We start from the raw sequence: 18,110 nt of genomic DNA, 5'->3' as shown, positions 1-18,110 counted from the left end.
CAAGGTTAGGGACCCGCAGCCCCGGGACGCTTCTCCGAAATTGCGGTGTCGCCGGTCTCGACCGGTTTCCGGTCCGAGAGACCGTGCATGAAGACGTAGCACCCGGGAATGTGGGGCGCGCCCTCGACGGCGAATTTGGCCTGATACTCCGAGGGCGACATCCCCACCAGATCGGTGAATTTGCGGCTGAAGGAACCCAGGCTGCTGTAGCCGACCAGCATGCAGGTTTCGGTCACGGTGATATTGGTGGCGCGCAGCAGGTCCTGTGCGCGCTCGATGCGCCGCTCCGCCAGATACAGCGCCGGGGTCTTGCCGTAGGTCGCGGCGAAACAGCGCAGGAAGTGGTACTTGCACACCCCGGCGGCGGCCGCCAGACCGTCCAGGTCCAGCGGCTCCGCATAGTGCCGGTCGGCGAGATCCCGTGCACGCCGCAGATGCGGGAGCAGTTCCTCGGCGACCGGCCGGGTGCTCATGCGAAGGGCTGCAGCTTGTCGAATCGCATCGACGCCCGCCCCGCGCCACGCCACAGTTTGGCGGTGAGATCCAGATCCTCATCGGTCACCAGATTGCCCATCACCCGAACCGCCGTGCGCTGCAACAGCTTCGACCGCATCACCGGCGGACCGCCGAGCGGCACCGCCCGCGGATGGGTCGCCAGCGCGGCCAAACGCCGTGCCACCGAATAGGTCCGGCCGTAGCGGGCCCGCAGCGTCTGCGGCCAGAGCGTGGTCAGATCGGGTTCGTCCAGCAGCTCCGCGAGCATGTGCCCGCCCTCGAGGCCGTAGTCGATGCCCTCGCCGTTGAGCGGATTCACGCAGCCCGCCGCATCGCCGACCAGCGCCCAATTGCGCCCGGCCACATTCGAGACCGCACCACCCATGGGCAGCAGCGCCGAAGCCACGGCACGCGCCTCACCCTCGAAGCCCCACTCCGCGCGGCGTTGCGAAACATAGTGCTGCAGCAGCGGTTTCAGCGAAATATGCGAGGGCCGCTTCTCGGTGGCGAGCGATCCCACCCCGATATTGACCTCACCGTTGCCGAGCGGGAACACCCAGCCGTACCCGGGCACCAATTCATCGTTCGCATCCCGCAATTCGAGATGCGAGGTGATCCACGGATCATCGCTGCGCTCGGATTTGATGTACGCGCGCGCCGCGGTCCCGTACGCGTATTCGCGATGCCAGGTGCGCCCCAGCAGTTTTCCGATCGGCGACCGCACTCCGTCCGCGACGATCAGCACCTTGCAGGACACCGCCTGCAATCCGGAATCGGTCTTGACGGTCACCCCGGTGACCCGATCACCGTCCCGCGCCACCTCGACGACCTTGGCGCCCTCCACCATTCGCGCCCCGAACTTCACCGCGGTCTCCCGCAGCTTGTCGTCGAGTTCGGTGCGCGGCACCGCGCTGCCGTACGCCGGGAACGATCCGCCCGGCCACGGCAGCAGGGCCTCGCGCCCGAACCCGGCCATGCGCAGCCCGCGATTGACGGTGTGCGCCCGCAGCCAATCCCCGAGCCCCAGATGCTCCAGCTCGGCGGTGGCGCGCGGGGTCAGCCCGTCGCCGCAGGTCTTGTCCCGCGGGAACACCGCCGCATCCGTCAGCAGCACATCCCGCCCGGCCTGCGCGGCCCACGCCGCGGCCGCCGATCCGGCCGGTCCGGCCCCCACCACCAGCACATCGGCATGCGCGGGCAGCACACTCGACGATTGCCCCTGCTCCGGCGCGACTTCCGCTGAACCCATGCGCTCAATACTTGCAGCCCATGAGGATCGGTGCAGCGATCGGGTGTGCAGCGCCATACTGCAGTGTTCGGTGCGTCGCACTACGGTGGTGTGCCTAGGGGGCCAGGTGTCCACACGCTAGGTTCTTTGGCGTGGGGTCGGACGCGGCACTGGGAGATGAAATGAGCGCATCGGCTGTGAGCGATGAGAGCACGGTGGTGGCGGGGGTGGATCTCGGCGATCCCGAGCTCGCGGAAACAGTGCGTAAAGGCCTGGTCGAAGTCGAAGACCTGATGATCGAAGAGCTGTCCGACGGGGAGGATTTCCTGCAGGAGGCCGCGCTGCACCTCGCCAAGGCCGGTGGTAAGCGCTTCCGTCCGCTGTTCACCATTCTCACCGGTCAGCTGGGCCCGCGGCCCGACAGCCCGGATCTGATCACCGCCGGCACCGTGGTCGAACTGGTGCACCTGGCCACGCTCTACCACGACGACGTCATGGACGAGGCCTCGATGCGCCGCGGTGCGCCCAGCGTGAACTCCCGCTGGGGCAACAGCGTCGCCATCCTGGCCGGCGACTACCTTTTCGCGCACGCCTCCCGGCTGGTCTCGACCCTCGGCCCGGACGCGGTACGCATCATCGCCGAAACCTTCGCCGAACTGGTCACCGGCCAGATGCGGGAGACCATCGGCGCGCGGCAGTCGCAGGATCCGGTCGAGCACTATCTGCGCGTGGTCTGGGAGAAGACCGGTTCGCTCATCGCGGCGTCCGGGCGTTTCGGCGGCACCTTCTCCGGTGCGGGCCTCGAGCATGTGGAACGCCTGGCCCGCCTCGGCGACGCGGTCGGCACCGCCTTCCAGATCTCCGACGACATCATCGATATCTCGTCGGTCTCCGAGCAGTCCGGTAAGACCCCCGGCACCGACCTGCGCGAAGGCGTGCACACCCTGCCCGTCCTCTACGCCCTGCGGGACGAGGGCTCCGACGGCGACCGGCTGCGCAAGCTGCTGGCCCACCCGCTGGAGACCGACGCCGAGGTGGAAGAGGCCCTGGACCTGCTGGCCCGCTCCCGCGGCATGGTGCTGGCCAAGGAAAAACTGCACGGCTACGGCGATATCGCGCACGCCGAACTCTCCGCCCTGCCCGGTGGTCCGGCCAATGAGGCCCTCGAGCGGCTGGTTCGGTACACAATCGAACGGGTCGGCTGACGGGGAACTTCACCCCCGCCCGCATCGTTGACCTGGAGTAACGCAACGACAGATTTCGTGAGGTCTGGGTAACTCATCGGGTACGTCCAGACCCGGACCAGACATCTGACGTAAGTCCTGGAGCTCGGTCTCGCGGCACTCAGTGACAGGCCGAAGATGCAGAGAGGCGGAACAGTGCATGGATATGCCAACGGTGTGAAGACATTCGGGCTGCTCGTCGGAATGTCGGCGCTGATCGTGTTCGCGGGCGCCATGTTCCGCAGTCCGACGATTCTGATCCTGTCTGTTCTGCTGGCGGTGGGCATGAATGCCTACGCCTATTTCAACAGCGACAAACTGGCCCTCAAGGCCATGCACGCCCAGCCGGTGACCGAACTGGAAGCGCCGGTCATGTATCGCATCGTGCGCGAATTGGCCACGGCGGCACGGCAACCCATGCCGCGGCTGTACATCAGCCCCACCAATGCGCCGAACGCGTTCGCGACCGGCCGCAATCCGCGGCATGCCGCGGTCTGCTGTACCACCGGCATCCTGCAGATCCTCGACGAGCGCGAACTGCGCGCGGTGCTCGGCCACGAACTCTCGCACGTCTACAACCGCGACATCCTGATCTCGTCGGTGGCGGGCGCACTCGCCTCGATCATCTCCGGCCTGGCCAACCTGGCCTTCTTCGCCAGCGCCTTCGGCGGCAATCGCAATGGCGAGGGCCCGAATGTCATTGGCATCCTGCTGGTTTCGCTGCTCGGCCCGATCGCGGCCTCGCTCATCAAACTCGCCGTCTCCCGCTCCCGCGAGTATCAGGCCGACGAGGACGGCGCAGCCCTCACGGGCGACCCCCTGGCGCTGGCGTCAGCGCTCCGCAAGCTCGAACGCGGGGTCCAGGCCGCCCCGCTGCCCCCGGAGCCGCAGCTGACCGCACAGTCGCACCTGATGATCGCCAACCCCTTCCGGGCCGGCGACAAGATGGCGCGCTGGTTCTCCACCCACCCGCCCATGGCCGACCGCATCGCCCGTCTGGAGGCGATGGCGGGCGGCACCGCGGGCTCACCCGGAACCCGGGAGTACTGAGAACACAAGCAAAGCCCGGGCCCCGGACCTAGTGGTCCGGGGCCCGGATTATGCATGGTGACAACTGATTTCGTGAGGTCGGGGTAACTCGCCGGGGACGTCCAAAATGGAATGGGCACCCAGCCGCCGGCACGCGTCGCCAACCGTTCACGGCACTCAGCCGTGCGCTGAAGGTTCGGAGAGGCGGTTACCGATAATTCACGAATTGCAGGGCGATGTCGAAGTCGGCGTTCTTCAGCAGGGAGATCACGGCCTGCAGGTCGTCGCGGTTCTTGCTGCTGACCCGCAGTTCCTCGCCCTGGATCTGCGCCTTCACGCCCTTGGGGCCTTCGTCGCGAATCTTCTTGGCGATCTTCTTGGCATTCTCGGAGGAGAGTCCCTCGACCAGGGTGCCTGTGATCTTGTACACCTTTCCGGAGATCTGCGGATCGCCGGCGTCGAAGGCCTTCAGCGAGATGTCGCGGCGAATCAGCTTCTCCTTGAACACCTCCAGGACCGCCTTCACGCGATCCTCGGCCTCGGCGGAGAGCACGATCTTCTCCTCACCGGACCATTCGATGCTGGCGCCGGTGCCGCGGAAGTCGTAGCGGGTCCCGATCTCCTTCGACGCCTGGTTGAGGGCGTTGTCGACCTCCTGGCGATCGATCTTGCTGACAACGTCGAACGACGAATCGGCCACGCTTGTGCTCCTGTCCGAGATCGGAAGTTTTGGGGTGTGCCCCGACGAAGGTAGTCCGTCCGGCACCGCGTTTTCCAGCCGGTTTGCATTGCGGGCGGGTGTTCGATGTATTCTCGTCACCGCGCTGCAAGGTGCACCCAGGCAGATTGCCCGAGCGGCCAATGGGAGCGGACTGTAAATCCGTCGGCGAAAGCCTACGTAGGTTCGAATCCTACATCTGCCACACACGAACCCCCCGAGACCTCAGGGTCTCGGGGGGTTCTGTGCATCCAACCCAGCCTTGCAGCAGGAACTCCGGTTGCCGGTGGTCGACGCCGTTGTCGACCGGCAGCCGGTCCTGGGAGCGGGATACCCACTCCGAAGGGTGGGAAAACCTGCTCTGACCACTCGGTTTGGAGAGTGGGTCGGATGTTGTGTAACCTCGTTCAAGTCTTCAGCGCCCGGTTCCAAAGACCGGAGCTAAGCAGACATGCCCCCTTAGCTCAGTCGGTAGAGCGTTTCCATGGTAAGGAAAAGGTCAACGGTTCGATTCCGTTAGGGGGCTCGCCGGATTGCCGGTGGTGACCGACTCGGCATCCAGATCGATGGACCGGGCTATCGCCGCCGCGAATCCTCCGCATGGCGGTGTAGCTCAGTTGGTAGAGCAAACGACTCATAATCGTTGTGTCGCCGGTTCAAGTCCGGCCATCGCTACCCAATACTGATTTAACTATCAGGCTGACCGGAAAGAAGGCGCATCGTGGCCGCGAAGTCCACTGATATCCGGCCCAAGATCACCTTGGCCTGCGAGCAGTGCAAGCACCGCAACTACATCACCAAGAAGAACCGGCGTAACGACCCGGATCGTCTCGAGCTCAAGAAGTTCTGCCCGAACTGCGGTACCCACCGGGCCCACCGCGAGTCTCGCTAACTTAACCCCGCGCGTTCTACCGCGTGGAAGAAGTGCCGGATCGGTCGGCCACTACGTCCCCCCTACCAGGGGACAGTGGCACCTGGTCCGGCACTTGGTGTATATAGCGGTGGTTCAGCGCTCCACCGATCCCGGGTCCGGGATCAGATAGGTGACTCTCTGCCGTGACTATCAACACCGAGGCCGAATTGGTCAGCAATATCGAGGCCGAAACGCCTCAGCCGGACGAGGCTTTCGATCCCGCCGCCCACGCCGCCACCATGGTCGGCCACCACTACCGGGTGGACGACTACTACGAGGTCGGCCGCGAGAAGGTGCGTGAGTACGCCCGCGCCGTGCAGGACTACCACCCGGTGCACTGGGACGAGGACGTCGCCCAGGAGTACGGCTACGACGGTCTGGTCGCCCCCCTCAGCTTCATCTCCCTGGTCGGGATTCTGGCCCAGCGCAAGCTCTTCGAGCAGATCGTCACCGGCTACGACCTGAGCCAGATCATGCAGACGGACCAGATCCTGGAGTTCCACCGGCCCATCAGGGCCGGCGATCAGCTCACCTGCATCGTCTACCTGCACTCGTTCCGGCAGGCCTTCGGCGGCGACATCATCGTCACCAAGAACGACGTGGTCGCGCAGAACGACGAGCTGGTGCTAACCACCTACACCACCCTCATCGGCCGCAGCGGCGGTGATATCGATCCCAATATCGGTGACACCGTGCGCAATGTGCTCATGCACGGCGTCGGCCCGGAGGAGACCCCGGACCACCACCCGCGCACCGCGGCGGAGACGGCCTCCGTGCTCACCCCGCAGCCGGTGCCCGTGGCCGCGACCGGCAAGGTCGTTCCGGGCAAGCACGCCATCCGCTTCGAGGACGTCGCCGTCGGCGATGTGCTGCCCACCCGCGTCGTGCGCCTCACCCGCGGCGATCTGGTCAACTACGCCGGCGTCTCCGGCGATGCCAACCCGATCCACTGGAGCGACGATGTCGTGAAGATGGTCGGCCTGGAAAACGTTGTGGCACACGGCATGCTGACCATGGGCCTGGGCGGCGGCTTCATCACCTCCTGGCTCGGTGATCCGGGTGCGGTGAAGGAGTACAACGTGCGCTTCACCAGCCCCGTCTACGTGGGCGTCGACAAGCCCGCGGAGATCGAATACACCGGCAAGGTGAAGTCCGTCGACCCCGAAACTCGCACCGCCGTGGTGGCCATCGTCGCTAAATCGGAGGGCCGCAAGATCTTCGGCCGGGCGACCGCAACGGTCCAGTTGGCCTGATCCGGAGCCGGACCCCCGATTGGCGATAGCTGCGCGAAGTGACGTAGACTCGGTTCTCTGGGGTCACCAGCCGATACGCGCTGCTCCGAGGAGCGGCGCGTATGTATGTCAAGCCCCGGTAGTACAACTGAACAAGTACTGTGGTGGGACAAGTGAGCAATCGCCCGTCCTACCGAAGGGGCGTAGCTCAATTGGCAGAGCAGCCGTCTCCAAAGCGGCAGGTTGCAGGTTCGATTCCTGTCGCCCCTGCATTCGTAGCGACTGATCTCAGTTCGCGCGAAACAGTTTGAATGCCTAGCGACGAGAGAGGATCGACGTGAGCGACGAGCGGGATACTCGCCACGAAGATGGCGATGACACCGCCGCAGTGGCTCGTCCGAGCGGTAAGCGTTCCGCCCGGCGATCACGCGCCGCGTCATCGTCCGCGACGAATGTCGCAACGATCGATCGGCCTACATCGCAGGTCAAGGCAGACAAGAAGAAGTCCGGCAAAGCCGGTGGCGGTGCGGGGAATCCGTTCAAGCGCCTGATGAAGTTCCTCAAGGAAGTAATCGCGGAACTTCGTAAGGTCATCTGGCCCAACCGCAAGCAGATGGTCACCTATACGAGCGTCGTTCTGGTGTTCGTGATCTTCATGATCGCCTTCATCAGCGGGTTGGATCTGGGCTTCATCAAGGGCGTCAACTGGCTGTTCGGCTAGCTGGACCCGCAGCCGTGTCAGACCGTCGGCGCCGGTAACCGCCTCGCCAGCTGAGGCGGGGAGCGGGACCATCCGCCGGGTGATTTATCCCGGCGCGCAGAGGATTACGTGACGACAAGGAAGCGAGTGCCCCAGTGAGCACCCCGGAGAACGGCACAACCGACGAATTCCAGATCGACGACGTGGTGGTCGAGGAGACCGGCATCGACGTCGAGGAATCCGGCGACTCCGCCGACGCGGCGGAATCCACTGAGCCTGCCGAGGTGGAGCTGTCCGAGGAGGAGCTCACCGCTCCCATCGACGCCGAGCCCGCCGATCCCGTCGCCGAGATGAAGGCTGCGCTGCGTCGCGCCCCCGGTGACTGGTACGTGATCCACTCCTACGCCGGTTACGAGAACAAGGTGAAGACCAATCTCGAGACCCGTGTGCAGAACCTCGGTCTCGAGGAGTACATCTTCCAGGTCGAGGTTCCGACCGAAGAGGTCACCGAGATCAAGAACGGCCAGCGCAAGAACGTCAATCGCAAGGTGCTGCCGGGTTACATCCTGGTCCGCATGGAGCTGAACGACGAGTCGTGGGGCGCGGTGCGCAACACCCCCGGTGTGACCGGTTTCGTCGGCGCCACCTCCCGGCCCTCGCCGCTGTCCATCGATGACGTGGTGAAGTTCCTGGTCCCGGCCGCGCAGCAGAAGAAGGCCGCGGCCACCGCTGCCGCCGGCGGCGACGCCTCGGGCGAGACCACGATCGCCAAGCCGACCATCGATGTCGACTTCGAGGTCGGCGAGTCGGTCACCGTCATGGACGGCCCGTTCGCCACCCTCCCGGCCAGCATTTCCGAGATCAATGCCGAGCAGCAGAAGCTCAAGGTGCTGGTCTCCATCTTCGGCCGCGAGACTCCGGTCGAGCTGGCGTTCACTCAGGTCGCCAAGATCTAGCTGATTCGGTCGCCGAGATCTGGTGATTCGGGGGTGCTTCGGGCCCCCGATCGACCTGCGACTAGAATTTCCGGGCTTACGGATTACGTAAGAAACCTAACCAAGGAATGAAAGATGCCCCCCAAGAAGAAGAAGGTCTCTGGGCTTATCAAGCTCCAGATCAAGGCCGGTGCCGCTAATCCGGCTCCGCCCGTCGGCCCCGCGCTGGGTCAGCACGGCGTCAACATCATGGAATTCTGCAAGGCCTACAACGCGGCGACCGAGTCGCAGCGCGGCAGCATCATTCCGGTCGAGATCACGGTCTACGAAGACCGCACCTTCGACTTCAAGCTGAAGACGCCGCCTGCCTCGCAGCTGCTGCTCAAGGCTGCCGGTGTGCAGAAGGGCTCCGCCGAGCCGCATCGCCTGAAGGTCGCGACGGTCACCCAGGACCAGCTCCGTGAGATCGCGAAGACCAAGGCCGAGGATCTGAACGCCAACGATATCGAGCAGGCCGCGAAGATCATCGCCGGCACCGCTCGCTCGATGGGTATCACCGTCGTCTAAGTAGCCCCCGGGCTGCATTTCCGTGGGAGGGCCGGCCAGGCCCGACAACCACGTCTGAACCAGGACAAGGACAGAACAACATGGCAAAACGAAGCAAGGCTTATCTCGAGGCGGCCGCCAAGGTCGACCGCGACGCGCTGTACCTCCCGCTGGCCGCCGTGCGGCTCGCGAAGGACACCGCCACCACCAAGACCGACGCGACCGTCGAGGTTGCCGTCCGTCTGGGTGTTGATCCCCGTAAGGCCGATCAGATGGTCCGTGGCACGGTCAACCTGCCGCACGGCACCGGTAAGACCGCCCGCGTCATCGTGTTCGCCGTCGGTGACAAGGCCGCCGAGGCCGAGGCCGCCGGTGCGGACGCCGTGGGCGCCGAGGACCTGATCGAGCGCATCCAGGGCGGCTGGCTGGACTTCGACGCCGCCATCGCCACCCCGGATCAGATGGCCAAGGTCGGTCGTATCGCTCGTGTGCTGGGCCCGCGTGGCCTGATGCCGAACCCGAAGACCGGCACCGTCACCCCCGATGTGGCGAAGGCTGTCAACGAGATCAAGGGCGGCAAGATCAACTTCCGCGTCGACAAGCAGGCCAACCTGCACTTCGTCATCGGCAAGGCGTCCTTCGACGACAAGAAGCTGGCGGAGAACTACGGCGCCGCACTCGATGAGATCCTGCGCGTCAAGCCCTCCACTGCGAAGGGCCGCTACCTCAAGAAGGTGACGTTCTCGACGAACACCGGACCGGGCATCCCGGTGGACCCGAACCGCACCCGCAACTTCGCCGAAGAAGACTGATCTTCGCCGCCTCCCCGCAACTTCGGCGCACGGCCGAGAGCCGTGGAGACTTATGCACGCGTGGGGGCGGTTAGGTAGGGGAACAATTCTGGGGGTGCCCCAGGAGTTACCCCGATCCTTACGAAATACCACATCACGTTTGAAGGGCCGGTACGGGAAACCCGTACCGGCCCTTCATTTTTCAGAACTGAGTCAGAGCTTGCCGCTGCCGGAGGAGAGGTTCTGGAGCGCTATGCAGACGGGGCGGGTATCCGGTTGCGATCCCGCGTAGATGCCGCACAATCCGAGGTAGACCAGCCCGACCGGTATTGCCAGGAACTGGCCGGAACCGGAGGACGAACCGGAATCGGCAACGGCTTGGGCAGATTCGGGGGCAGACGCGCCTGCCAGGGCGGGCGAGAGGGCCAGGCCGCCGATGCTGGCGGAAAGTACTACTGTGGCAAGGCTTTTGGTGAGCATTCTGCTCATGTGACTACCTCCAGGGGTGGGTGCGTCGAACCCTAACCGGTGGAACCGGTATTTGAAATACCCCAGTTTTACAGTCTTGTCGCGGTCGCGTACGACCCCGTTTTGGCAGATAGATGCGGGTCCGCTATAGTTGTCGACGGTCACCGACACGTTCGGGGATCACCCAATCGTTCTACCGAAGACCGTTGGTTGCTGCCCTCGGGCAGTCGAAGGTCCAGCGTTATTGCTGGCGGCCCACGCAGGGAGAGCCGAGGTTGGGAAACCACTGCGAGTCACTCGTATTGTGTTTCTCTTGCGCCCCGGGACCTCTGCGTCCGCGGGGCGTTTGCTTTTTCGCTGGCCCCTGGCGCAAATCGGTAGTTCATATATGAACCGACCATCCAGAGAGGAGGCGAAGTATGGCAAACCCCGAGAAGGTCACCGCGGTAGCGGAGATCACGGAGCAGTTCAAGACCTCGACGGCCACTGTTGTCACGGAATACCGTGGCCTGTCGGTCAGCAAGATCACCGAGCTGCGTCGTGCGCTCGGCGCGGGCACCACTTACTCCGTCGCCAAGAACACCCTGGTCAAGCGTGCCGCCGCTGAGGCTGGCATCGAAGGCCTGGATGACTTGTTCGTCGGTCCGACCGCCATCACCTTCATCAAGGGTGAGCCGGTCGATGCCGCGAAGGCGCTCAAGGCTTTCGCCAAGGACAACAAGGCGCTGATCATCAAGGGCGGCTACATGGACGGCGTTGCGCTGTCCGTGGCCGAAGTTGAGCGGATCGCCGACCTGGAGTCCCGCGAGGTCCTGCTGGCCAAGCTGGCCGGCGCCATGAAGGGCAACCTGTCGAAGGCCGCGGCGCTGTTCGCTGCGCCCGGCAACCAGGTCGCTCGGCTGTTCGCGGCCCTCGAGGAGAAGAAGGCGAACGAGGGTGGCGCTGCCGCTCCCGTTGCCGACGCTCCCGCGGCCGACGCTGAATAAGTCACTACCCCAAAGCTATTCGTTGCCGCTCGCGCGGCGATGAAAACCATCGAAAGGAACCACCATGGCTAACGTCGAAGAGCTGCTCGAAACCTTCAGTGGCATGACCCTGCTCGAGCTCTCCGAGTTCGTGAAGGCGTTCGAGGACAAGTTCGAGGTCACCGCTGCCGCTCCGGTCGCCGTCGCCGCCGCGGGCGCTGCCCCGGTCGAGGCCGCCGAAGAGCAGGACGAGTTCGATGTCATCATCGAGTCGGCCGGCGACAAGAAGATCCAGGTCATCAAGGTCGTTCGCGAGATCGTCTCCGGCCTGGGCCTGAAGGAAGCCAAGGACCTCGTCGAGAGCGCCCCGAAGGCGATCCTGGAGAAGGTCAACAAGGACGCGGCCGAGGCTGCCAAGGCCAAGCTCGAAGAGGCCGGCGCCAAGATCTCCGTCAAGTAGATCTCACGCCGTAGTACAAAAAGAGCGGTCCCCTGCGGGGGGCCGCTCTTTTGTATGTCGTTACTTGTGATTGACTCGTTATTGTTTCTACTGGCGAGTCAGGACCTGTGTCCGAGACGGTCGGTATGCGATACAGTGACCGGACCTACTGTGATGCGCCACACCGCGCACGTATATTCGTGAGTCGCCGCAGTAGGGCGCTCGTTCTGAGAATTGTGGAGGTTGGCGTGGGCGTCGAGGTCAGGACCGAAGGCATCACGAAGTCATTCGGTTCGCAACGTATTTGGCAGGACGTCTCACTGACGCTGCCGACGGGGGAAGTCAGCGCGTTGCTCGGCCCCTCGGGTACTGGCAAGTCCGTCTTTCTGAAGTCTTTGATCGGTTTGCTGCGCCCCGAGCGCGGCTCCATCTACATCGATGGCACCGATATCACCACCTGCTCCAACAAGGAGCTCTACGAGATCCGGAAGCTGTTCGGTGTCCTCTTCCAGGACGGCGCGCTCTTCGGCTCGATGAATCTGTATGACAACGTGGCCTTCCCGCTGCGCGAGCACACCAAGAAGAGCGAATCCGACATCAAAAAAGTTGTCATGGAGAAGCTCGAGCTGACGGGTCTGCTCGGCGCGGAAGGCAAACTGCCGGGCGAGATCTCGGGCGGTATGCGCAAGCGTGCCGGCCTGGCGCGCGCGCTGGTGCTGGACCCGCAGATCATCCTCGTCGACGAGCCGGACTCCGGTCTGGACCCGGTGCGTACCACCTACCTGTCGCAGCTGCTCATCGATATCAATGCGCAGATCGACGCCACGATTCTGATCGTCACGCACAACATCAACCTGGCTCGCCTGGTGCCGGACAATATCGGCATGCTGTTCCGCCGGCAGCTGGTCATGTTCGGCCCGCGCGAGGTGCTGCTCACCTCGGACGAGCCGGTGGTGAAGCAGTTCCTCAACGGCCGCATGATCGGCCCGATCGGCATGTCCGAGGAGAAGGACGAATCGCAGATGGCCCGCGAGCAGGCCATGTTCGATGCCGGCCACAACCAGGGCGGCGCCGAGGAAGTCGAGGGCATCATCCCGCAGATGCGTGCCACCCCCGGTATGCCGGTGCGTCAGGCCGTCGGCCGTCGTCGTGAGCGCGTGCGCCAGATTCTGCACACGCTGCCGCCCGCCGCGCAGGAGGCTATTCGGGATTCACTGGAGCAGGACGGTGATTCCGACACACAGGTAATGCCCGCTTATACGGGCGGGTATGACACCACGGTTCGACACAACCTGACTAACGGGTAACATACCGCCCGTGAATCAAACCCTGACACGGCTGCGCACCCCGGTCGAGTCGGGTCTTGCGCAGGCCGGCAACATTTTTGCGCTTCTTCTGGACGTCATGCGTAAGACGTTCCGCCGGCCGTTCCAGTGGCGGGAGTTCATCGAGCAGTCGTGGTTCATCGCGTCTGTCTCGATCCTCCCGGCCGCACTGGTCGCGATTCCCTTCGGCGCTGTAGTCGCATTGCAGACCGGCTCACTCATCAAGCAGCTCGGCGCGGAGTCCTTCACCGGCGCCACCAGCGTGCTCGCCACGGTGCAGCAGGCCGCCCCGGTGGTGACCGCCCTGATCATCGCGGGCGCAGCCGGTTCGGCCGTGGCCGCCGATCTCGGCTCGCGGACCATTCGCGAGGAGATCGACGCCATGGAGGTCCTCGGCATCGATCCCATTCAGCGCCTTGTGGTTCCGCGGGTGCTGGGCATGATGCTGGTCGCGCTGCTCATGAACGGCTTGGTCGCGGTGGTCGGCATCTGCGGCGGTTACTTCTTCAATGTGGCCCTGCAGGGCGGCACGCCCGGCGCCTATCTGGCGTCGTTCTCCGCGCTCGCACAACTCCCGGACCTCTGGATCGGTGAGATCAAAGCCCTGATCTTCGGACTTGTCGCCGGTGTCATCGCCGCGTACAAGGGTTTGCATCCCAAGGGTGGCCCGAAAGGTGTAGGTGACGCGGTGAACCAGTCCGTGGTGATCACGTTCCTGGTCTTGTTCTTCCTGAACCTGGTGCTGACCCTGATTTATCTTCAGGTCGTCCCGGCCAAGGGCGCGTGATCCATGGTCGTTTCCACGCGCTCCACCGTTTTCTCCCGGTCGGCGCGCCGGGTGACCGGTGTGCTCAAAGCGCCGGTGAACCTGGTCGACCGGGCCGGCGATCAAATGTCCTTCTACGCGAGAGCGATCGCGTGGATACCGAGAACCGTTGTGCACTACCGCAAGGAGGTCATGCGGCTGCTGGCCGAGGTGACCTTCGGTTCGGGTGCGCTGGCGGTCATCGGCGGCACCATCGGCGTCATCGTCTTCATGTCCGCCTCGGTGGGTGTGGTGGTCGGGCTGCAGGGCTTCAAGGCTCTGGACTCGCTCGGCAGCGGTGTGCTGACCGGCTTCCTGACCGGCTACATCAATACGCGTGAACTCGCGCCCCTGGTTGCGGCGCTGGCACTTTCGGCCACGGTCGGGTGTGGTTTCACCGCGCAGCTGGGCGCCATGCGCATCTCCGAGGAGATCGACGCGCTCGAGGTGATGGCGGTGCCTGGTGTGCCGTTCCTGGTCACCACGCGCGTGATCGCGGGCTTCGTGGCGGTGATCCCGCTGTACATCGTCGGCCTGCTCGGCACGTACGTCGCCTCGCGGTTGATCAGCATCTACTTCAACGGGCAATCGAGTGGGTCATATGACCACTACTTCAGCCTGTTCCTGCCACCCGAAGACGTCATCTATTCGTTCCTGAAGGTGCTCGTCTTCGCGTTCGTCATCATCCTGGTGCACTGCTACTACGGCTTCAATGCCACCGGTGGTCCGGCCGGTGTGGGTGTGGCCGTCGGCCGCGCGGTGCGCGCCGCGATCGTGCTCATCAATGTGCTCGATTTCTTCCTCAGCCTTGCCATTTGGGGCACGACCACGACGGTGCGGGTGGCGGGATGAGCAATCCGGAGCGGGTGCAGTTCTGGCGTTCCACCGAGAAGCTGCGCTCCCGGACCCTGGGTGTGCTGTTCTTCGTGGTGGTGGCGCTGTTCCTGTGGACCACCATCGCTATCTACAACAAGCAGTTCGTCGAGACCGTCCGGGTGAATCTGCTGACCGATACGGTCGGAAATGCCTTGACCCGCAATGCGGATGTCAAGGTCCGCGGTGTCATGGTCGGCGAGGTGCGCTCCAGCTCGTACGACGGGCATCAGGTGAAACTGGATCTGGCCATCGATCCGGCGAAGGCCGACAAGATTCCGGCCAATGTGACCGCACGGCTGCTCCCGAAGACGCTCTTCGGTGAGCGCTATGTGGATCTGGTGTGGCCGGAGCAGCCCGACAGCCAGCACCTGAAGGCGGGCATGACCCTGCATCAGGACACCAGCGGCCATGCCATCGAGGTGAGCCAGCTGCTGGATCATCTGCTGCCGCTGCTGCAAGCCGTTCCGCCGCAGTACCTCTCGTCCACGCTGGGCGCGGTCTCGCAGGCGCTGCAGGGGCAGGGCGAGGAGCTGGGCAAGACCATCGATCGTCTCGATGACATCTTCACCCAGGTCAATACCGAACTGCCCACGCTGCAGCAGGATCTGAAGAGCCTGGCCGATGTGGCCACCGTCTACTCCGATGCGGCCCCGCAGCTGGTGGACGCGCTGGACAATCTGCGCACCACCAATGCGACCATCGTGCAGAAGCGCCCGCAGATCGACACCATGCTCGCGACGCTGACCCCGAGCTCGTCGGCGCTGGCCGACTTCCTGGTGGCCAACCGCGACAACATCATCGATGTGGCGGCCGATTCTCGGCCCGCACTCGAGGCGCTGGCGAGGTTCTCGCCCGGTTACACCTGCGCCCTGCGGAACTTCGCGCAGATGAAGCCGCGCATCGATGACATCTTCGGTAAGGGCACCGATCTGCCGGGTTCGCGCGTGACGATCGAGATCGTCAATGATCGCGGCCGCTACGTCCCCAATCAGGACGAGCCGCGCTGGTTCGATCCCCGTGGCGCGGTGTGCATTCCGGAGTACCCGCTGGGTACAGACCCGGGCCAGTACACCGACGGTTCCGCTAACGATGGCTCCTACCAGCCGCCCAGCCGCACCCCGGGGGACCAGGCCGTCGGCATCGTGCCCGCGGCGCAGTACAGGGTGTTCGGCCCGCAGCAGCCGACCACCGCCGGATCTCCGCAGGAGCAGCAGACGCTGAACACGATCTACGGTGCGGCCCAGGGTGTTTCGCCGGACCAGGTGCCCGGCTGGATCTCCCGCATCGCGGCCCCGGCCCTGCGCGGCAGTGAGGTGACGATCCGATGAGGGATACCCTGCGCGGCCTCGGCGGCACGCTGACCAAACTGGTGGTCTTCATCGTGGTGACAGTGCTGGCCACTGGCATCCTGGCGCTGACCATCGCCAACTACAGCGGCGGCGGCACCAAGTTCAATGCCCGCTTCACCGATGTGACCTCCCTGAACAAGGGTGACGAGGTGCGGATCGCCGGTGTGCGCGTCGGCAAGGTCACCAAGGTGACGATCGTGGACAAGCGGCTGGCGAACGTGGAGTTCGAGCTGACCGATCGTTCCTCGCTGCCGGCCTCGACCACCGCGGCCATCAAGTACCGGAACCTGGTGGGGCAGCGCTACATCGCGCTGGAGCAGGGCGCCGGCGAGCAGGGGCGCAAGATCAACAAGGGCGCCACCATCCCGCTGGAGCGCACCAAGCCGGCGCTGAATCTGACCGAGCTGTTCAACGGCTTCCGGCCGCTGTTCCAGACGCTCACCGCCGATGATGTGAACAAGCTGTCCTACAACATCATTCAGGTCTTCCAGGGCGAGAAGGGGACGATCAGGGATCTGGTCTCCACCACCGCCTCGCTCACCAACAAGATCGCCGACAAGGATGCGGTGATCGGTGCGGTGGTCAAGAACCTGAATGCCGTGCTGGACGCCGTCAATCAGCACGACGGCCAGCTGGACGCGCTGATCGTCAATACCGAGGCGCTGGTCACCGGGCTCAATGCCGATCGCGGCACCATCGGCTCGGCCATCACCTCGCTCGGCAATCTGGCGGAGGCCACCTCCGACCTGCTGGTGCCGGTGCGGCCGAATCTGCAGGGCGCCATCGCGGGCCTGAACCAGTTGACCGGCACGCTGAACAGCCGGTCCGACGAGGTCAACGAGGGCCTGGCCAATCTGCCCATCAAGATGGACAAACTCGGCCGGGCCGCCAGCTACGGCTCGTGGTTCCAGTTCTACCTGTGCGGCATCGATATCGTCGCGGGTCCCGGCACGGCCGATGCGCCGCAGCTGAATCTGCCCCCGGCGATCGCGAACCTGCCGACCGTCAATCAGCCGATCTATACGAATCCGGCTCCGCGCTGCCATGGGAAGGGAGGCCGCTGATGGACGATCGGGTAGTACTCGGTAAACGCAGTCCGGCGTTCATGGGCGGATTGGGCCTGCTCCTGGTGCTTTTGGTGACGGTGGCCGCATTCGGCCTCGACAAATTGCCGATTCTGGCCGCCGGCACCAAATACAGCGCCGAATTCTCCGAGGCCGCGGGCCTGCGCAAGGGCGATGAGGTGCGTATCGCCGGCGTGAAGGTCGGCCAGGTGCAGGATGTCGGCCTGGAGGGCGACAAGGTGCTGGTGGAATTCCGCACCCAGGATGCCTGGATCGGTGACGAGACCACCGCGTCCATCCAGATCAAGACGCTGCTTGGGCAGAAGTACCTGGCACTCGATCCCAAGGGCACCAGCGCCGCCGATCCGGGCAAGACGATTCCGTTGGCGCGCACGGTGTCTCCGTACGACGTGGTGGACGCTTTCAGCGATGCCGCCTCCGATATCGAGAACACCGATACCGCGCAGCTGGCCCAGAGTTTCCGGGTGCTGTCGGATGCGTTCTCCGAAACGCCGGCTGATATTCGCGGTTCCATCGACGGCGTCGCACGCCTGTCGGAGTCGCTGGCCAAGCGTGACGATCAGCTGAAGAAGCTGTTCGGCGCCACCAAGAAGACCTCTCAGGTGCTGGCCGATCGCAATGCCGAATTCGAGCGGCTGATCGGCAATGGCGGGCAGTTGCTCGCCGAGTTGAATATCCGCCAGCAGTCCATCGCGCAATTGCTGACCGGTGCGAAATCCGTTGCGGCCGAACTGACCGCGCTGGTGCACGACAACGAGGAGCAGATCGGCCCCGCGCTGACGAACCTCAAGAAGACCATCGACATGCTCAATGCCAACCAGGCGAACATCTCCAAGACGCTCACCCTGGCGGCGCCGTTCTACGGCTTGTACGCGAATGTGCTGGGCACCGGCCGCTGGTTCGACGCGGTCATCACCAACCTCATTCCGCCCGCCCTGCCCGATATTCCGGGCGACCGTCCGCCGATCCGAAAGATGGGAGGCTAGCA

At 64.5% G+C, this 18,110-nt stretch carries 20 protein-coding genes and 4 tRNA genes; 20 read left to right on the top strand and 4 right to left on the bottom strand.

What is annotated here, in order from left to right:
* Positions 1-5 precede the first annotated feature (5 nt).
* Positions 6-473 carry a helix-turn-helix transcriptional regulator gene (locus tag OG326_RS40675; RefSeq protein ID WP_327142397.1) on the bottom strand — a complete coding sequence of 156 codons (468 nt, stop codon included), beginning with the start codon at positions 471-473 and terminating at the stop codon, positions 6-8.
* Entirely contained in the window at positions 470-1,744 is a 1,275-nt protein-coding gene (locus OG326_RS40670) for a geranylgeranyl reductase family protein (protein ID WP_327142396.1), read from the bottom strand. Before OG326_RS40670 ends, OG326_RS40675 begins: the two co-directional genes overlap by 4 nt.
* Before the next feature lie 161 nt (positions 1,745-1,905).
* Here OG326_RS40670 and OG326_RS40665 point away from each other — a divergent pair, with 161 nt between their 5' ends.
* Both OG326_RS40665 and htpX read left to right on the top strand, forming a co-directional pair.
* Entirely contained in the window at positions 1,906-2,928 is a 1,023-nt protein-coding gene (locus tag OG326_RS40665) for a polyprenyl synthetase family protein (protein ID WP_327142395.1), read from the top strand.
* A 156-nt stretch (positions 2,929-3,084) separates the two neighbouring features.
* Positions 3,085-3,996: a zinc metalloprotease HtpX gene (gene htpX, locus OG326_RS40660; protein ID WP_327142394.1), complete on the top strand. Its 912-nt coding sequence runs from the start codon at positions 3,085-3,087 to the stop codon at positions 3,994-3,996.
* A gap of 187 nt (positions 3,997-4,183) precedes the next feature.
* On the opposite strand, the gene OG326_RS40655 is transcribed toward htpX, so the two are convergent.
* Positions 4,184-4,675, bottom strand: a complete 492-nt coding sequence (locus OG326_RS40655; RefSeq protein WP_327142393.1) for a YajQ family cyclic di-GMP-binding protein — start codon at positions 4,673-4,675, stop codon at positions 4,184-4,186.
* Between the two features lie 140 nt (positions 4,676-4,815).
* Between OG326_RS40655 and OG326_RS40650 the strand changes: the two genes are divergently transcribed.
* The 10 genes from OG326_RS40650 to rplA all read left to right on the top strand — a co-directional run bounded on the left by OG326_RS40650 (position 4,816) and on the right by rplA (position 9,831).
* A tRNA-Tyr gene (locus OG326_RS40650) sits at positions 4,816-4,898 on the top strand.
* A gap of 248 nt (positions 4,899-5,146) precedes the next feature.
* Positions 5,147-5,219, top strand: a tRNA-Thr gene (locus tag OG326_RS40645).
* A gap of 76 nt (positions 5,220-5,295) precedes the next feature.
* A tRNA-Met gene (locus OG326_RS40640) sits at positions 5,296-5,368 on the top strand.
* A gap of 46 nt (positions 5,369-5,414) precedes the next feature.
* The gene (gene rpmG / locus OG326_RS40635) at positions 5,415-5,585 is read left to right on the top strand and encodes a 50S ribosomal protein L33 (protein WP_029925945.1); all 171 of its coding nucleotides are present in this window, start codon (positions 5,415-5,417) and stop codon (positions 5,583-5,585) included.
* Positions 5,586-5,749: 164 nt separating this feature from the next.
* On the top strand, positions 5,750-6,859 hold the full coding sequence (locus tag OG326_RS40630) for a fused (3R)-hydroxyacyl-ACP dehydratase subunits HadA/HadB (RefSeq protein ID WP_442790887.1): 1,110 nt from the start codon (positions 5,750-5,752) through the stop codon (positions 6,857-6,859).
* 176 nt (positions 6,860-7,035) lie between these two features.
* Positions 7,036-7,108: transfer RNA gene (locus OG326_RS40625), tRNA-Trp, on the top strand.
* Between the two features lie 67 nt (positions 7,109-7,175).
* On the top strand, positions 7,176-7,559 hold the full coding sequence (gene secE / locus OG326_RS40620) for a preprotein translocase subunit SecE (RefSeq protein WP_327142392.1): 384 nt from the start codon (positions 7,176-7,178) through the stop codon (positions 7,557-7,559).
* 134 nt (positions 7,560-7,693) lie between these two features.
* Entirely contained in the window at positions 7,694-8,494 is an 801-nt protein-coding gene (nusG, locus tag OG326_RS40615; protein ID WP_405134547.1) for a transcription termination/antitermination protein NusG, read from the top strand.
* Between the two features lie 114 nt (positions 8,495-8,608).
* A complete protein-coding gene (gene rplK / locus OG326_RS40610) occupies positions 8,609-9,040 on the top strand; it encodes a 50S ribosomal protein L11 (RefSeq protein ID WP_297623920.1) in 432 nt (143 codons plus the stop codon).
* A gap of 80 nt (positions 9,041-9,120) precedes the next feature.
* Entirely contained in the window at positions 9,121-9,831 is a 711-nt protein-coding gene (gene rplA, locus OG326_RS40605) for a 50S ribosomal protein L1 (RefSeq protein ID WP_297623923.1), read from the top strand.
* Positions 9,832-10,023: 192 nt separating this feature from the next.
* On the opposite strand, the gene OG326_RS40600 is transcribed toward rplA, so the two are convergent.
* Positions 10,024-10,299: a hypothetical protein gene (locus OG326_RS40600; RefSeq protein ID WP_327142391.1), complete on the bottom strand. Its 276-nt coding sequence runs from the start codon at positions 10,297-10,299 to the stop codon at positions 10,024-10,026.
* 398 nt (positions 10,300-10,697) lie between these two features.
* On the opposite strand from OG326_RS40600, the gene rplJ reads away from it, so the two are divergent.
* The 8 genes from rplJ (at position 10,698) to OG326_RS40560 (ending at position 18,108) form a co-directional block, all read left to right on the top strand.
* Positions 10,698-11,264: a 50S ribosomal protein L10 gene (gene rplJ / locus OG326_RS40595; RefSeq protein ID WP_327142390.1), complete on the top strand. Its 567-nt coding sequence runs from the start codon at positions 10,698-10,700 to the stop codon at positions 11,262-11,264.
* A 64-nt stretch (positions 11,265-11,328) separates the two neighbouring features.
* Positions 11,329-11,703 (top strand): 50S ribosomal protein L7/L12, encoded by a 375-nt coding sequence (gene rplL, locus OG326_RS40590; RefSeq protein ID WP_297623928.1) that lies wholly within the window; start codon positions 11,329-11,331, stop codon positions 11,701-11,703.
* Between the two features lie 227 nt (positions 11,704-11,930).
* Positions 11,931-12,989, top strand: a complete 1,059-nt coding sequence (locus OG326_RS40585; RefSeq protein ID WP_327142389.1) for an ABC transporter ATP-binding protein — start codon at positions 11,931-11,933, stop codon at positions 12,987-12,989.
* 97 nt (positions 12,990-13,086) lie between these two features.
* Positions 13,087-13,794, top strand: a complete 708-nt coding sequence (locus OG326_RS40580) for an MlaE family ABC transporter permease (protein ID WP_327146750.1) — start codon at positions 13,087-13,089, stop codon at positions 13,792-13,794.
* Positions 13,795-13,797: 3 nt separating this feature from the next.
* Positions 13,798-14,664: an MlaE family ABC transporter permease gene (locus OG326_RS40575; protein ID WP_297623934.1), complete on the top strand. Its 867-nt coding sequence runs from the start codon at positions 13,798-13,800 to the stop codon at positions 14,662-14,664.
* On the top strand, positions 14,661-16,016 hold the full coding sequence (locus OG326_RS40570) for an MCE family protein (RefSeq protein ID WP_327142388.1): 1,356 nt from the start codon (positions 14,661-14,663) through the stop codon (positions 16,014-16,016). Before OG326_RS40575 ends, OG326_RS40570 begins: the two co-directional genes overlap by 4 nt.
* Entirely contained in the window at positions 16,013-17,101 is a 1,089-nt protein-coding gene (locus OG326_RS40565) for an MlaD family protein (protein ID WP_327142387.1), read from the top strand. Before OG326_RS40570 ends, OG326_RS40565 begins: the two co-directional genes overlap by 4 nt.
* Positions 17,101-18,108: an MCE family protein gene (locus OG326_RS40560; RefSeq protein WP_327142386.1), complete on the top strand. Its 1,008-nt coding sequence runs from the start codon at positions 17,101-17,103 to the stop codon at positions 18,106-18,108. Before OG326_RS40565 ends, OG326_RS40560 begins: the two co-directional genes overlap by 1 nt.
* Positions 18,109-18,110: the final 2 nt, after the last annotated feature.

This window comes from Nocardia sp. NBC_01327 (genome assembly GCF_035958815.1).
In the GTDB taxonomy this organism is placed as follows: domain Bacteria; phylum Actinomycetota; class Actinomycetes; order Mycobacteriales; family Mycobacteriaceae; genus Nocardia.
The sequence above is the reverse complement of the archived record's forward strand: the minus strand, read 5'-3'. Positions and strand labels throughout refer to the sequence as shown.